The organism is Streptomyces subrutilus (assembly GCF_001746425.1).
Lineage (GTDB): Bacteria > Actinomycetota > Actinomycetes > Streptomycetales > Streptomycetaceae > Streptomyces > Streptomyces subrutilus_A.
Map to the genome: position 1 here is coordinate 348,765 of NZ_MEHK01000001.1, position 15,184 is coordinate 363,948.

General features: G+C 69.4%; 14 protein-coding genes and 1 pseudogene. 10 read left to right on the forward strand and 5 right to left on the reverse strand.

Features of this window, described 5'->3' with window-relative positions:
- Nucleotides 1-67: 67 nt before the first annotated feature.
- Nucleotides 68-523 (reverse strand): hypothetical protein, encoded by a 456-nt coding sequence (locus tag BGK67_RS02590; protein ID WP_069918362.1) that lies wholly within the window; start codon nucleotides 521-523, stop codon nucleotides 68-70.
- Nucleotides 524-923: 400 nt separating this feature from the next.
- Here BGK67_RS02590 and BGK67_RS02595 point away from each other — a divergent pair, with 400 nt between their 5' ends.
- Nucleotides 924-1,169 carry a hypothetical protein gene (locus BGK67_RS02595; protein WP_244291115.1) on the forward strand — a complete coding sequence of 82 codons (246 nt, stop codon included), beginning with the start codon at nucleotides 924-926 and terminating at the stop codon, nucleotides 1,167-1,169.
- A gap of 402 nt (nucleotides 1,170-1,571) precedes the next feature.
- On the opposite strand, the gene BGK67_RS02600 is transcribed toward BGK67_RS02595, so the two are convergent.
- From BGK67_RS02600 to BGK67_RS02610, 3 genes and pseudogenes are all read right to left on the reverse strand, one after another.
- Nucleotides 1,572-2,663, reverse strand: coding sequence for an IS630 family transposase (locus BGK67_RS02600; RefSeq protein WP_069918364.1), 1,092 nt, complete (start codon nucleotides 2,661-2,663; stop codon nucleotides 1,572-1,574).
- A gap of 650 nt (nucleotides 2,664-3,313) precedes the next feature.
- Nucleotides 3,314-3,514 (reverse strand): annotated as a pseudogene (locus BGK67_RS37280) (transposase); the annotation flags it as partial.
- An 87-nt stretch (nucleotides 3,515-3,601) separates the two neighbouring features.
- Entirely contained in the window at nucleotides 3,602-4,237 is a 636-nt protein-coding gene (locus BGK67_RS02610) for a VOC family protein (RefSeq protein WP_069918366.1), read from the reverse strand.
- 1,252 nt (nucleotides 4,238-5,489) lie between these two features.
- Between BGK67_RS02610 and BGK67_RS39385 the strand changes: the two genes are divergently transcribed.
- Nucleotides 5,490-6,086 carry a hypothetical protein gene (locus BGK67_RS39385; protein WP_208948644.1) on the forward strand — a complete coding sequence of 199 codons (597 nt, stop codon included), beginning with the start codon at nucleotides 5,490-5,492 and terminating at the stop codon, nucleotides 6,084-6,086.
- Nucleotides 6,087-6,492: 406 nt separating this feature from the next.
- On the opposite strand, the gene BGK67_RS02620 is transcribed toward BGK67_RS39385, so the two are convergent.
- The gene (locus tag BGK67_RS02620; protein WP_107488747.1) at nucleotides 6,493-7,143 is read right to left on the reverse strand and encodes a YwqG family protein; all 651 of its coding nucleotides are present in this window, start codon (nucleotides 7,141-7,143) and stop codon (nucleotides 6,493-6,495) included.
- An 899-nt stretch (nucleotides 7,144-8,042) separates the two neighbouring features.
- On the opposite strand from BGK67_RS02620, the gene BGK67_RS02625 reads away from it, so the two are divergent.
- The 8 genes from BGK67_RS02625 (at nucleotide 8,043) to BGK67_RS02655 (ending at nucleotide 15,150) form a co-directional block, all read left to right on the forward strand.
- Nucleotides 8,043-8,564 (forward strand): hypothetical protein, encoded by a 522-nt coding sequence (locus BGK67_RS02625; RefSeq protein ID WP_347878393.1) that lies wholly within the window; start codon nucleotides 8,043-8,045, stop codon nucleotides 8,562-8,564.
- Between the two features lie 1,017 nt (nucleotides 8,565-9,581).
- Nucleotides 9,582-10,139 carry a DUF3291 domain-containing protein gene (locus tag BGK67_RS02630; RefSeq protein ID WP_069918368.1) on the forward strand — a complete coding sequence of 186 codons (558 nt, stop codon included), beginning with the start codon at nucleotides 9,582-9,584 and terminating at the stop codon, nucleotides 10,137-10,139.
- A 448-nt stretch (nucleotides 10,140-10,587) separates the two neighbouring features.
- Nucleotides 10,588-10,725, forward strand: coding sequence for a mycothiol-dependent nitroreductase Rv2466c family protein (locus BGK67_RS41140; protein ID WP_432215504.1), 138 nt, complete (start codon nucleotides 10,588-10,590; stop codon nucleotides 10,723-10,725).
- 55 nt (nucleotides 10,726-10,780) lie between these two features.
- Complete coding sequence (locus BGK67_RS02635; protein WP_069918369.1) at nucleotides 10,781-11,581, forward strand: MFS transporter; 801 nt, start codon at nucleotides 10,781-10,783, stop codon at nucleotides 11,579-11,581.
- Between the two features lie 42 nt (nucleotides 11,582-11,623).
- A complete protein-coding gene (locus BGK67_RS02640; protein WP_069923574.1) occupies nucleotides 11,624-12,364 on the forward strand; it encodes a class I SAM-dependent DNA methyltransferase in 741 nt (246 codons plus the stop codon).
- Between the two features lie 224 nt (nucleotides 12,365-12,588).
- Nucleotides 12,589-13,590: an ArsR/SmtB family transcription factor gene (locus BGK67_RS02645; protein ID WP_069918370.1), complete on the forward strand. Its 1,002-nt coding sequence runs from the start codon at nucleotides 12,589-12,591 to the stop codon at nucleotides 13,588-13,590.
- Nucleotides 13,591-13,790: 200 nt separating this feature from the next.
- Nucleotides 13,791-14,192: a hypothetical protein gene (locus tag BGK67_RS02650; protein ID WP_069918371.1), complete on the forward strand. Its 402-nt coding sequence runs from the start codon at nucleotides 13,791-13,793 to the stop codon at nucleotides 14,190-14,192.
- Between the two features lie 292 nt (nucleotides 14,193-14,484).
- Entirely contained in the window at nucleotides 14,485-15,150 is a 666-nt protein-coding gene (locus tag BGK67_RS02655; RefSeq protein WP_141753996.1) for a hypothetical protein, read from the forward strand.
- Nucleotides 15,151-15,184 lie beyond the last annotated feature (34 nt).

The window sequence follows — 15,184 nt, forward strand, 5'->3', positions numbered from 1 at the left end:
GCCGCCCCCGATGGGAGGGTGGCGGGCCGCACTGCTGCCCTGTCAGCGGCGTGTGCCTCCGACCCGGCTAGGTCTTGTCCGGGCGGTCATGACGCTCCCGACTGGTGTCAGCCGTGGCGATGCCGGCGAGGGTGCTGTGGAGCCGTCGGATCGCGTCTTCGGCATCCGTGTATTGCTGGAGGGTCGGCGGGACGGCACCGAAAGTGGGGCCGTGCTCGGCGGGCAGGGCGCGCCAGTGCAGGACTGGCATGAGGGCGGTGGCAGCTGCGCCGAGGAACCAGGCCAGGCGTCCGTGTACGTGGGCGAGGGCGATGGCCACAGCAGCCAGTGCTTCCCGCAGGTGTTCCAGCCGGTCGACCTCGGGCAGGGTCTGCTGGGACTCAGGGGTGCCCACGGCGGCGTGCAGGTCGGCGGCGGCCTTCGCCGCGACGGTACGGTCGGCGGGTGTCAGGACCCACCTGCGGTCGCGGATTTGCCGTTCGGCTTCCTCCACCAGTTCTTCGATGACCCCTCGTATGTCCACGCCCGTGATCCTATGCCGGTTCGTCAGTGGTAGAGCGCAGGCAGCCTGCGTGTGATCCAGCCACCTTCGGGGCCGAGCGGTCCCACATGATCGGCCGCACGGTCAACCTGGTGGCGGGCCGGATGGTCACCCGGCCCGGTCCGCCGCCGGGGTCGGGTCGAAACCTTGCACTGCGCGGGCGTAGGCATCGGTACAGCGCTGCTCCGGGACAACGGATGCCTCCGCGGCGGGCGGGTCTTCTGGGCCGCCGACCTGACCCGCACGCCGTCGGGCGAGGGATCTGGGCGACACGGCAGCTTCGGACATTTATCCCCGTATCCGGTACGGCCGCGTGTTAGAAATGGGGAGCAAATAATCCCAAAGTAGGAGGTATACGACGATGCGCACAACTCTTCTCCGTGTGACGGCCGCGCTGGGTACCGCGGCAGTGCTGGCTATCTGCGGCGCCGGCGCGGCCAGCGCCGACGGCGTGGGCAACGCAGGGGTGGGCAACACAGGCGTGGGCAACGCAGGTGCTTTCAACGGCGGCATCGGCAACGCGGGCATCGCCAACTGGGGTCTGGGCAACGCGGGCATCGCCAACACGGGGATCGGCAGCCACGGCATCGGCAATTCAGGCATCGGCAGCTCCGGCATCGGCAACTGAGACGGGCTCACGGCCCCCGCACCACCAGGTCGCACGACGTGCTCGGCCGACGCCGGGCCGGTCCACCCGGGCTGTCCGCTCCACCAGCGGGCAGCCCGGGTGTGTGGCGTCGAGCAGCTGGCCCGCGAGGATGGCGAACCGCGCGAGCAGAATCGGCTTCACCTCGTTGCACGAGAACCTGGATGCCGTCACCCCCGGCGGCCGGCCTGGCCGCCGCCCGCGAGCGCGGCCGGATCGGCGGCCGCTCGAGGGTCGCCACCGAGGAAGTCGTCCGTGCCGCCAGCGCGATGGGCGTCTCACGAGCCCTGGGGCTTGATGCCTCTCGTGAACATCGGCGTCTGAGAAACGCGGTGGTGCGTGCCGGGGTGGATGCACGACATCGTCGGTGTACACCGGCCGCGTCTAGTGACCTGAGTCAGAGATTCGGTGGCAGTAGGCGGCGACTTTGTCGAGGATCTCGTCGGCGGTCTTCGTCCAGACGAAGGGCCGGGGGTGTTCGTTCCAGTCGGCGAGCCAGGCCCGGATGTCGCGTTCGAGGGCTTGGACGGAGCGGTGGACTCCACGCTTGAGCTTCTTCTGGGTGAGCTCGGCGAACCACCGCTCCACCAGGTTCAGCCACGACGCACTGGTGGGTGTGAAGTGCAGGTGGAACCGCGGGTGGGCCAGCAGCCACCGCTTGATGTCGGGCGTCTTGTGGGTCGCGTAGTTGTCGAGGATCAGGTGGACCTGAAGATCTGCCGGGACCTCCTTGTCGACCTTGGCCAGGAACTTCTTGAACTCGGCGGCCCGGTGGCGGCGGTGCAGTGATCCGATCACCCTGCCGGTCGCGACCTCGAGGGCCGCGAAGAGGGTGGTGGTGCCGGCGCGGATGTAGTCGTGGCTGCGGCGCTCGGGAACACCGGGCATCATCGGCAGGACCGGCTGGGACCGGTCCAGGGCCTGGATCTGCGACTTCTCATCCACGCAGAGGACCAATGCCTTCTCCGGCGGGTCCAGGTAGAGGCCGACCACGTCGCGGACCTTGTCGATGAACAGCGGATCCGTCGACAGCTTGAACGTCTGCGAACGGTGCGGGGCCAGCGCGAACGCCCGCCAGATCCGTGAAACCGTCGACTGCGACATACCCGTCGCCGCGGCCATCGACCTCGTCGACCAGTGCGTCGCGTTCTTCGGTGTCTCTTCCAGGGTTTTGACGATCACCCGCTCGACGTCTTCGTCGGTGATCTTCCGCGGGACACCCGGCCGCGGCTCGTCACCGAGCCCGTCCAGACCGTGCTCGAGGAAGCGCCGCCGCCAGGTGCGGACCGTATCCGGAGCGACCCCAAGCCGCCGCGACACCTCCATCACCGAGTGCCCCTCCGCACACTCCAGCACGATCCGCGACCGCTGAGCCAAAGCCTGAGCCGTCGAACGACGACGTAACCAACCCTCCAGCACAGCACGCTGGGCATCGGTCACTGACAACGGCGGAATCTTCGGACCAGGACGACTCATACCCAAACCAACGACAAATCTCTGACTCAGGTCACTAGCGCGACATTGAGTTGCCGGCCCCTATCCCCGGGTGCGGACCGGGATGTTCGGGCGGTGGGCCCGCTGGTCCTCCTCGCGCGCCGGATGCTGTGCGGGACGCTCTTGTGAGCGTACCGCTGCCTGAGCGTGCGGCCTCGGGCGACCATCTGGGTGACGGAGTCGGTGAGGTGGCGCATCTGCTCGGTGGTGAGTTCCAGGTCCTCCTGGTCGGTGCGGGACTTCGGCAGGGGCCCGCACGGCCGTCAGGTCGAGCACCGGCTTGTCGTCCAGGCGGTCCGGCTCCGCATCGGGGTCGGTGTCCGGCCGCGCGGTTGTAGCGCAGCGGGACGCGGGGGATGTCCCACTTCCCCGCGTCCAGCGGCAGGTGGGGTGCGTCAGGCTCGCGGGAGCCGGCCGGGGGCGGCTGCTCCGGGTCGGGTGCGGCCGTGGGGTGCCGCCGGCGGGTGGGCTGCGGGTCGGTCAGGGCCAGGGGCGGTGTAGAGGGCGGTAGTCCGACATGAGGCCGCGCACGGTCTTGGGTTCGCTGATGTCCACGCAGTGCGAGGCGAGTGCGGCTTGCACGACCTGTCCGTCCGGGCCGGGATCGCGGCGGCGGCCGCGGAGGACGAGGGCATCAGCCGTTTGTGGGCGGTCTGGAACGGACCGAGCTCGTCGGGCCGGTCCCGCCAGGGCGTGTTGGTGCGGCACTTCCACGCGATGGCTTCGAGCGTTCGGCGGTGATCAGCCCACCGCTGTCCACGGACCGGATCGGCCGGCATCAGCGGCTCGACCCGGCCCCACATCGCATCAGTGATCACTAATCGGGCAGACACATCCGATCAACTGACCGACCCATCAAAGAGACACGCGCCAGCCAGGAGACCCCAGCCGGCTGCTCCCGCCGGGCAGTCGGGCCCTGGTCAGATCGTGACCGGGCCGTGGGCGGTGGCGAACTCAACCGAGACCAGGCCCGGTTCCTCATCCTCGACCCAGGTGACGTTGATCTGCTCAAGGGGGTGGTCGGCCGGTTCGCCGAGGAATTCGGCGATGGAGGCGGCGTCGCCGGCGATGGAGACCCCGTGGATGGTGGTGGAGGTGCGCGGGTCGGCGCTCGGGCGCTCCTCCATGGGGACCAACCACTGCAGGAAGTAGGGCAGTTGCGGGTCCTCCAACAGTTCCAGCAGGCCGATCTGCTTCCACCTCAGGTCGAACCCGTCGGGGCGGACACGGTGGCCCTCGGCCGAGGTGCGGCCGAGGCGGGCCTCGACCGGGGCGATGTCGTCGACGGAGACCACCCAACCGAGCCAGCCGCCGCCCTCGGCGGCGCGGCGCGCGACCGCCTGGCCGAAGGGTGCGCGGTCGGCGGCGGGGTGGTCGAGTGTGGTGACGACCTCGACATAGGTGCCGCCGCTCAGCGGGAGAATGAAATTGCGGGTGCCGAATCGCGGGTGCACGCCCCCGTCGACGAACCCGGCGCCGAGGGCCGATCCGATCCACTGAACGGTCGAGACGAAGCTGTCGCGGGCCACCGCATAGGACACGTGATCAAGTCGCACTGCGCCATCATCACCCGACAACCCGCACAGACTCCGACGCCACGCCCGCCGCCCCGGCCGCGTCCGCCGTGTATGCAACCGTGGAGCGGATCGATCATCGTCATCCCGGCGGGGGGAGGCGCGGTCGAAGCCAGGCAGCAGCGCTGCCGCCTCGTCGAGGCCCACGACCCGCTCGATCAGCCGCTGCGGGGCAAGCGCTGCTGCCACAGGATTTCGATCCGGCATGCAGCACCATGCGCACCGCACTTCCAAGAGGCAGGCTCTAGCCGAAGAGGTTGCGCAGCGGCTCCTCGGGGGACCTCCTCCCCCGCCACCAGCCCAAGAGCACCGAGCCCGCGACCCATCCAGTGCCCGTCCGGGACACCAGCCTGCTCCTGGGCCTTCTTCAGCGGCATCCGGGCCGGGCGGCGCCGTCACCGACAACAGTTCCGCGCGTGAAGTAGCGGTACATCTCACCTGCCTTCACGATCCTCACGTCCACCGTGCAGACCACGTCACACGGCCCTGACCTGTAAGGAAAGGGCTGCCGGAGATCTGGCCCGCCAGGCGGGAGCAGCGGGCCACGTTCTTCCCGACGGCCCACCAGGCGGGAAGCGGCACCAGCCCCGGCAGCGAGTGTCATCGCTCTGCGGTCCCGACTCCGCACCCCGGCGACTCGCCGATCCGTCACCACTCACCGGCCCCCATCCACCGGGCCGCACTCACCGCTGACTCACCACACCGAACGCGAATGAGCACAACCAGGCACACCGGTGACCCGATCCACCGGACACAGGTCCGCTTCCCCGAACACGAGCCCGGCGGTGCCGGCCAGCAGGCCGGTGTTGGCCTGGTTCACGATGTGACCGCGGGCCGCCCACCCTCCAGCCGTCGGGCCCGGGCTGCGCGCCCGCACACAGCCGGCCGTTAGGCTGAATATATGGAGATCGTTCTCTCGGCTCTACGGCCACGCACACGTCTCCCCGTCGGTCGGACGCCTGCAGGTCGAATTCGGACAGGGTTCCGGCTGCTGGTCGTGAACGGGAGGGGCGCCGGGTAGCGGAGCGATACCGCGCGGAGTGGACCTACGAGGGCAGCTGGTTGGCGTCGTACGACGCCTACGACCGCGCGCTCCACCGGGCCAGGGTGGCGGAAGACTCGATTGTTGAGGACGCCTGCGGTTGCGGGCAGCGGGGCCGCGGGCCGTTCTACTGCCCGGCGGGGCATACATACACGGAGCCCTACGGGCATTACAGGAAACGGAGCAGACGTCGTGAGTCATGCAACCGGGTCGGTGCGCACATACCGCCTCTTTCACGGCAAGCGGCTCGCGATGGGACTCAGGGGCGAACCGGGGGTGCTCGTAAGCACCTCAACCCTGCCGCCGCTGCCAGGGGCTGCACCGGTCACGCATCCGTTCGCCAGCGCGACGTTCCACGTGGCCGAATGCGAGGGCGAGCTCGGAGCGCTCCTGCGCGAGGCATCCGATCTCCAGGCATTCCTCGACGCTGCCGAGCGTGCCGGCTACGCGGTCGAGGCGGTCGAGGACCGCACGGCACCGTTGCCACCTGCCGCAGGCGGCAGCGACGCGGCATCCGAGGGCGTCGGCCGGCTCATAGTGGTGGGCAGAGCGCACTTCGCTCAGCTCAGGACCGACCCGGTGCTGAACGTCATCGAGCTGCCCGACGGGCTCGGCGTCTGCCTCGTGCACGCCGTACGCGGCGGAGGCAAGATCTACGTTGCACCCGACGAATCGGCGCTGTTCGCGGGGTCAGCGGTCGACTTCGAGGCGGGCCTCGACGCGTTCCGCGACGGCGCCCGCACGCCGCTCGAGAAGTTCGACAACAACGGCAGCCGCACGCAAGGGTGACGCCGCCGCCCTTGCCCGCGCTCCGCCCCCTTGACGCTGACACGGATCGTGCTTGTCGGAGCCGAGGTGGTCGGTGATCCCGACCACCGACCGGACAGCGGCAGCAATTCGTCAGCCGCTGAAGGATGCCCCTTCATATGTCAGCCGAAGGTTCTCGGCCTGCAGCCCGCACCACCAACTCGTGGATCAGCTGACCGTCAACCGTCAACCGTCTTCGGCTGCTTCGGCTCAGGCGTCTCGGCCGTCTCGGCCTCCGTCCGTCACATGCTCACTGGACACCGATGAGCCTTCCTGGATCAGGGATTACACCGAACACTTACCGCCACCCCGGAGGAGACTGTGGCGGAGGAGGAGAGCGGGGGCGGCCCGTCCGCGTAGGCGGCGGGGCCTGCCGCCACAGGCGCGCTCAGCCCGTGAGGAAGGCACCCGCGGAGCAGGGGCGGCAGACGAAGACGTAGCCCAACTGGCCGCCGAGGTTCATCGCGGTCTGCTGGTCGATCCCCTCCTCCAAGTGTGCCGCGAATTCCGTCGTGCCGGAGCAGGAGGGGCACCCGGGCAACCGGTCGTCGTCCAGGTAGGAGGGGCTGCCGCCGAGCGATCCGAGCACCTCGCGTTGCTTCCCGAACCGCTCGCCGGGCTCCCGCTGCCACCCTGAACGGGCGAGGTCGTATGCGTCGCGCGGGAGATCGTCGCCGTCATCCTCCTCGGATTCGAGCGTCACGACCCGGGTCGTGATCGCCGACACTGCGGGCAGCAGCGTCACGCCCTTCTCGGGTACGGCCACCGGTACCAGTCCCGCGGGCGGGAAGAGAAGGACCCGATTCGCCCCGGAGGTCGCGTCCCACAGTTCGCAGGCGCCCGGATCGTTCTGGCACACGAACACCGACAGGACGCCGTACTCGACCGGGAGATGCGCGAAGAACTGCATCGGCCCTCCGCAGTAGTCGCCGCATACGGGCCAGGTGAACCCCTCGGGGGCCAGCGGCACACCCCCGGTACGTGGTACGTCTGCATCGGGCGCGGCCGTGCCGTCATAAATCATCAAAGTTGCCTGCATGGAGGAAGGCTACGGGCAGTCGGCAGCATGCACAGTGCGCCCTCGCGGATCACCCCGAGGAGGGAGCACTCCACGGGCTCGGCGACGCCGGCGGCGGTAGACGGGGCAAGGACCGCACGCTGCTGGCGGCCCCTGGGCAGGAGAGGCTGTTCGAGGTCCGGGGAGCTGGCGCCCGGTGGCCGAGTTGGCGCGGCAGGATCTGCCGACGCTGTCGCGGTCAGCCAAGCGGCTGCTTGCCGACCTCGACAGCGTGATGAAGCAGGAGATGTGGTCAAGGTCCCCGCCTCCAAAACCCGACACACGCTGGCCGTAATGGTGTCCTGGATCGGCGCCGATGTTCCGCTGCTGCAGACCGACATCCGGGCGCTCGTCGACAACCGTCCCCTGAAGTTCAGCGGACGGCGGGTCACACAGTTCCTTGAAGCCCGAGGGCTGCTGATCCCGCATGCCGAGTTCCGCCGGAACGCGCATCAGAAGCGATGGGAGGCCGAGCTCGCCCCACTGCCCGAGACGATTGCAAACAGGCACTGTCGTGTGGAACAGGGCCGTACGCGGAGAGGGCAAGCGGGAGTGCGCTCAGCGGCACCGGCATCCGCCGGCTCCGGCTCACCGACCTCGACCTCGACCCGTCCAGTGAGCGGCTCGTCGTCCGGCGTCCCGGTGAACAGCACTCACTCGCCCATCAGCACCACGTTCCCCGCCAACTTCCGGCCCACCGGACTCACCTCCTGGAACCCGCGCTCGCTACCGCGTGGCGGCGCCGTGGTGCCTGTGGCCGACGGGGCGACAGCTCTCCCCCGAGCAGGGGAGACGGAGGTACGGGTCTCCTTCCGAGGTCGCTTCGAGGTCCGTCCTCGGAGACGATGCCGGGGCGACGGCACGCCGAGACGATGGTGAACATGACGACTACGCACCTCGACACGAGCCTTCCGCCCCCGCCCCGTTGGGCCGTCCGTGCCGCGCACGTCACGGCACTGCTCACGCTGCCGTCCGGGATCTGGCGCCTGCTGCTGGCAGCCGGTTTCACCGCCGGGTACACCGAGTCCGGGTATGAGGCGATGGGCTTCACCGGCTGGGGTGCGGTGTACGTGGTCGGGCTCACCGTGGGCGCAGAGCTACTCGCGCTGCTCACGCTCGGCCTGGTCCGGCCGTGGGGCGAGGTGCTGCCGCGGTGGGTCCCCTTCGTCGGCGGACACCGGCCGAACCCGCGTGCGGTGACCGTGGTGGCGGGCCTCGGCGCCGGGGCTCTGACGCTGGCCCTCACCCAGTTTGCCTTCTGGTGGTCCTTCCCCCATCCGGACATGACCCCGCTGGGCAGCACCATCGCGGGAATCCTCTACCTACCCCTGATCGCCTGGGGACCGCTCCTGGCCGCCGTCACCATCGCCCACCACCGCCGGTATCGCGCCGGTGGACTCTGACCGGTACAGCATTCCCTTCCGGCCTCGGTGGCGGGCAGGGCCGGGGCCGCCGGTGGGGGCCCCGGCCGGCCGGGTCTGGCGCTTCTCTCGGAGCCGGTGCAACTGTTTTAGCGAGGTGCGGGGAGGCCACGGTTTGCGCAGGTGTCCGTCCATCGTGATGTGGATGCTGCGATCGTTCGCCCAGAGTATGACGGTCTTGCCGACGAAGACCGGTCCGATCCAGATGTCCTGGCCGCCGTGGCTGGTGGCAAGCGGAAGCTGTCCGGCCCCTGGCAGGGAGGCGGCAGCGTCGGCCTTCGGGGGGCGAAAGCGGCTGACCTGGGGTAGCCATAGCGAGGGACTGATGCGGTCGCAGATGGTTGTAGGTGTGAACCGGTTGATCGCCTCTTGGGTAGCGGCGACGGCTTGAACGGTGCGACGCGGTCCAGGAACTCCTGGCGGGGGGTGCGGTGGAACCACTCGATCTTGCCTGTCGTGGTCGGCGAGCGTGGCTTGCTCAGCCGTTGCACGATGCCGTTCTCCCGGCAGACCCGCTCGAAGGCCAGGGCGACTGCCCGCCGTAGAACCGGCGCGACCCCTCCACGCGCGGCGTGCAGCACCACCTGTGCACGCCCCGCAGCCGGTGCTCGGTCTTGTGGGCGTGGGCCATTTCTTCAACCGCACGCGTTCGGCGGCACTCGGGGCTATCGGAGGGGGGTGCGGACGGGCGTGGCGGGCGAACCGATGGGTCGAAGTCGATCACTGGTATCCCGCAGCCTGCCCCGCACGTCACCGCCCCAGCCCCCGCAAGGAACGGGGCAAGAGGCCACTTGGGCAGGGAAAACGCAACTTCGACACGGGCCGCAGAGGCAGCTACCTTCACCTGGTCTCCCGCGACCGCCCACGGTCGCGCAGGAGTTCCTTCAGGCTGAGCCGCCCGCGACGAGATGAATTGGTCACGCCCCACGACTCCTCGCCCGCGTGCGCAAGCCACCGAACCGGATCCACGCCAGGCAGCCCCCAACCAGGGAGAGACACGTGCCTCACCTTGCTCTGTACACATTCGGCGTCCTAAAGTCACCTCTCGCCGATCCCGCGCCTCTCACACGCGAGTTCTACGAAAGTGGTGAGGCCGTCTACCGGAAGATCAGTCAGCACCCCGGCTACCTCGCGCGTGCTGAAGCGGCAGACGGTGACCCGGGCATGCTGTTCGGGGCGGACTGGGGTGCATGGGGAGAGTTCGCCGTACCGACCTGGTACGGCAAGGGCCGTACGGTGGAAACCACCGCCCTGGCCGCGACGCTCTCACTCTGGACCGACCTGCGCCCCGCCTTCGAAGCCGTCTACACCGGTCTGCACCGTGAGGCGCTGAACAGGCGTTACGACTGGTTCGAGCGGACAGAGCACCCGAATTACGCGTGCTGGTGGGTCGCTGACGGCGCGATACCCACCTGGCGGGACGGGGTCTCCAGGCTGGAGCACCTCCACGACCACGGCTCCGCGCCGCACGCCTTCACCTTCCATCACTCGTTCGCCCCGGAGGGAACTCCGACCAATATCACCGGCATCGGGCCGAGGAGCGACCAGCTTGGCTGACAAGGAAGCCTGAACGGCTGGGTTCGCTGTCAACCGCCCGATTGAATGGCGGTGCGGAGCGGATCGTCCGGCAGCCTGTCGGTGCGGTCGGCTCGAAAAGCATCCAGGGGCAGGGTCGGCCTCGCTGACGTCATGTCAGGCCAGTCATCATTCGCGGCCAGTGTTGCCGCAAGTCGTTCGAGTAGGTCGGCTAGCCGAGTCCGCTCGTCTGCGCTGAGCCCGGAGAGGAGCAGTCGCTGGTTGTCCAGGTGGACGGCGATGAGTCCGTCGGTCAGTTCGACGCCTTCGGCGGTGAGGGTGATGAGGCGTCCGCGCGAATCGCGCTCGGCGACGATCTGCCGACCAGGCCACGGGCTTCGAATCGGTCGACGCGCTTGCTGATCGCGCCGGTGGTGACCAGGACGCGTCCCTGGCCGAGGCCGCGCACAGCGACGCGTTCGACGCGACCCTGCGCGCCAGTCACCAGGCCGGACAAGCGGTGGGGGAAGAGACCGGCACCCCCGTCGTCACGGTGGACGGCGTCGGCTTCTTCGGCCCCGTCCTCACCTCCATACCTACAGGCGCGGAGGCCATCCGGCTGTTCTAGACCACTCGGACCCTGGCCGCGATGGGGTCATTCGTTGAGCTGAAGCGGGGACGCGGTGCACTCGACGTCCGCTGAACCCGGCGTTCGCACCCGCCGCCGGCTCATCGCCGCAAGCCTCGTCAGCTCGTTCGGCGACGGCTTATACGTGCCGCTGACGATGCTGTTCATCTACTCGCTCACCGGCCTGTCGCTGACGTCGATCGGCGCGGGCTTGACCGTCGCCGGGCTCTGCGCCCTGGCGTTCATGCGAGTCGCAGGCGTCCTCATCGACCGATTCAGCGGCCGTCGGGTGCTCATCGGCGTGCTCGCGTCGCGGGCGGCCGGGTTTGCCGCCTACCCGTTCGCCGACTCCTATCCCGCATTCCTGATGGTCGCCCTGGTGGTCGCGGTGGGGATGTGGGCCTCCTCGCCCAGCCTGCACGCTCTCATCGGCGAGATCGCCCAAGGCGCCGAGCTCGGTGTCCCGGTCGCCCGCCTGACCCTGCGCGGCAGACGCACCCGCGCAGCCGCGTCCGGCGCAGTCATCTTCACGCTCTCCTTCGCCGCCTTCGCGGTCCTTCCCCAACTGACCAGCGGGACCAGCGCTGTCGTCGCCGTCCTCGGGGTCGCGGTCCTCTACACCGTCGGTGAACTCGTCCACTCCGCACCGTCGCAGAACCTGTCGATCCAGTCCGCCCCCGATCACCTGCGGGGACGGTACCTGTCGACCTATCAGCTGTTCTGGTCGGTCTGCCGCACCATCGCGCCCATGCTGCTGGGATTTTTGCTCGACGCCGGGCGATGGCACCTGTGGACGGTCCTGGCGCTCCTGGTCCTGACCGGCGCCGCGACGTCCGGTGGTGACCCGCTCCGCTAAATGCGTCGACACCGCCCCTCGGTACCCGGCAAAGTGGCCGCCGTGACGAGCAGTGAGCTGTGGACCCGCGCAACCGCCGACCGCTACGACGCCGAGGAGACCGAGACGTCCTCGGCCGTCGTTCTCGAACCGACTCTCGCCTTCCTCGCCGAGCTCGCCGGAGACGGCCGGGCACTGGAGTTCGCCATCGGGACCGGACGGGTGGGCGTCCCGCTCCGGGAACGCGGCGTGCCCGTAGTTGGCATCGAACTGTCCGAGCACATGGCAGCGGTGCTGCGGCGCAAGATCGACGAGGACACGCTCCCGGTAGTCATCGGGGACATGGCCACCACCGTCGTTCCCGGCGAGTTCACCCTGGTCTATCTCGTCTACAACACCATCACGAACCTGCTCACGCAGGACGAACAGGTCGAGTGCTTCCGCAACGCCGCACGTCATCTGGCGCCCGGCGGCCGCTTCGTCATCGAGCTGGGCGTGCCGCCGCTGCGGTTCCTGCCGCCCGGCCAGGTCGCGGTGCCGTTCGACGTCTCCGAGCAGCATCTCGGCGTCGACACCTTCGACCTCGTCGAGCAGATTCTCGTCTCGCACCACTTCACCCGCGACGGCGACGACGGCCGCTACCGCCGCGACAACTCCCGACACCGCTACGCCTGGCCGGCAGAGCTCGACCTGATGGCACGGATCGCCGGGCTCGACAGGGAACGTCGCGTCGCGGACTGGGACGGGGCGCCGTTCACCCAGGACTCCGCGAAGCACATCTCCGTGTGGCGCAAGCCAACCTGAGGTCGGCCACCGGGCCGTCAACGTATGCCGTGCCCGTCTTGAAACCCTTTACCGGGAAGTTCAAGACGTCGCCCACAGATCAGTGCGCATCCGAGGGTGCGGAAGGCTTCGTGGATGCCGTTCCGCGTCACGGATCCTCGCTTTTTGCGCCGCCAGGGGGTGGCGGGTTGGGGCATGCTGAGGGTGCGCTCGGGCGCTCTACTTCGGTGGCAGGAGGCCGGCCGGTGTTACGCATTCACTTCACGGCGGAAGACCTCGCCCGGACACGGGTGGCCGCAACGATCGGCGTCGCCGCGGAGGTCTATTACAGCCTGGAGCTGCTGAGAGACAACCGGGAACTTACGCACTTCCACTCGTGGCGGTCAGCGGTAGCAGGCCGGATGGGAGCCGACACCCGCCCCCTGACGTCCCTGGTCCCCGTGCGCGGTCCCGGGCTTGATCTGCTGGCCCTGATGGGCGATGTGCCCTCTATAGACCACGCCGTGGACAACCTGATGCACGCCCCTGTGTCCCGGCTGCGACGCGAGCTCGAGGGTCTCGACTTCCGCCCCGGACAGCTGACATGGGCCCGGCGGGTGTCCGAAGGGGACCGTGAGGCGCGGCGGGAGCTCGCCGAGGCCGTGCGCGCCTGTCATCGGCTGACCGTGGAGCCCTACTGGCATCGAGGGCGGTCCGAACTGGTCGCGCTGTCCACTCGTTGCGCGAACCTGGTGTTGGAGGGAGGCGTCGACCTGTTGCTGCGTTCGATGTGCGCACCACTGGTCCGCTGGCGTCCGCCCGTGCTCGAAGCTCCCTATCCGCGCCGAGTTGATGTGCGTCTCCAGGGAAGGGGACTGATCATCACGCCCACGGTCTTCTCGAAGCGCCCGGTGAGCTTTCTGTGGGATCCGCTCGATACCTCCCAGCCACCCCGGCTGACCGTGCCGGCTCTCCGTCGCCCGCTGACCGGTACCGGAACGGCAGAAGCGGACGGCTCCGCCGTTCGGTACCTGGAGTCCCTGCTCGGCCGCACGCGAGCTGCCGCTCTGCTGGTGACGACAGAAGGTTGCACGACGAGCGACCTGGCCCGCCGCCTCAACGTCACTGCCGCAGCCGCCAGTCAGCACGCGAAGGTGCTGAGGAACGCGGGTCTCATCACCACCAGCCGCCGCGGCGCGTCCGTGCTGCACCTCATCACCCCTCTCGGACTGGCCCTGGTACGGTCCGATGCCCTGACGGAACCGTGAGGCCGGGGGCACCGCGCAGTCAGATCGGTGGGCGCAGTGCCGTCCTGCTCGGGTGGCCGGCGGATACTCCTGCCCAGGTGGGTGCGGGGTCGCGGCTGCCGTGCCGGCCCCTTTAAGCCGTGGCTTAAGAGGTAGGCCGCAGGGGGCCGAGCCGCCCAGGATGTGAATACGCAACCGGCTCATCCCATCCTGGAGACCGCATGAAGACTCATCTCGCCGCCGCCTTCGGTTCCGTCGCGCTGACCGCCGGCATGTTACTGGGCGCTCCCGCAGCCGGCGCGCAGACCGCCGCCTACCCGACCACCGCCGTCGACGTCACGTACGGGGCCAGCTACGTCCGCGGCACCCTGACTTGGTACAACCGGTCGGTCGGGGTCGAGGGAACCCTCCGGGCCGTCGGTTGCCGCAGGGCGTGGTTCGGCGCGTACGGTGCCTCTGGCAACGAGCTCGGCGCCAGGAGCACCAGCACCAAGTGCGACGTGAGGTATCCGCTCGAGACCGGCATCCCTGCGGATGTGCCCGGTGGGGCCGCGTACGTCATCGTCTGTGTGGACGATGCGAACGCGAACTCACTCAAGTGCGTGCGGTACAACCGGCCCTGACCCATCCGACCGGTCGAACAAGCGAACGCCCCGGAAAGCTCGTCTCGCCGCCCCACGAGGCAGCGGTACCAGCGGCGCCCCTTTCCCTTCACTCCGCGATGTGGCCGCCTCCAGCGAGGCCGCGCGGTCTTGGACCGCCACAGCGGCGGCCGTGCGGTACGAGGCGTTGGGGCGTCGGGCGTCCTCGGGGTCTACAGCCGGGTTCTGAGTCGGGCCGTGCAGCCGCGCTCTTTACGTGCCCGTGGCGTCGCGGTTACCTGGAGCGCACACGTACGAGCCACGGGGGGCGGGCATGGCGGGCTGGCAGGGAGGATGGGTACGCGGGCTCCGGCGAACCGCGGTGGCGCTGGCCGCGCCGCCGCTGACCGCGGCCCTGGCGTTCGCGGTGGCCCGGGAATCGGCGTACGGGTCGCTGGGCGACTGGGGGTTCTTCCTCGGCGGACTGCTGCTCCCGCTGGTCCTGCTCGGCTGGCACGCCGCCCGCGCCGCGCGGCGCGGAGCCTCGCTCATCGCGCTGTCCGCCCTCCCTGCCGGCCTCGGCGCCATCCTGGCACTCGTCTCCGTGGGGCACAGCACGCTGGAGGAACGGGGCGTCGAGATCAGTTGCATGGTGCTGAAGGTCACCAAGCGCACCCAGACGGAATCCTCCATGGACGCCGAGGGCCACTGGACCTCCACGACCCGGACCTCGTACGACCACCGCCTGGACTGCCCCGCGGGCGGCCCTGAGCACCTGGACACCCCCTCACGGCTCGCGAAGGAGGGCGAGTCCCTGGCGGTGGTCCACGACCCGCAAGGCAAGGTCTCCCCCCGGGCTGCGGGCCATGTCCACGGCCGGGGCCTGCGCACCGCAGCCGAGGTCACGGTCGGGGCGGCGGTGCTCCTGGGACTGGTCGGCGGAATCCGGGAAGCGTACGAGAAACGGCGCCGGAAGCCGCGGCGGCCGACAAGGCGATGAAACATCCGCCCCAGGGCGGCGCCCACCCCCCAGC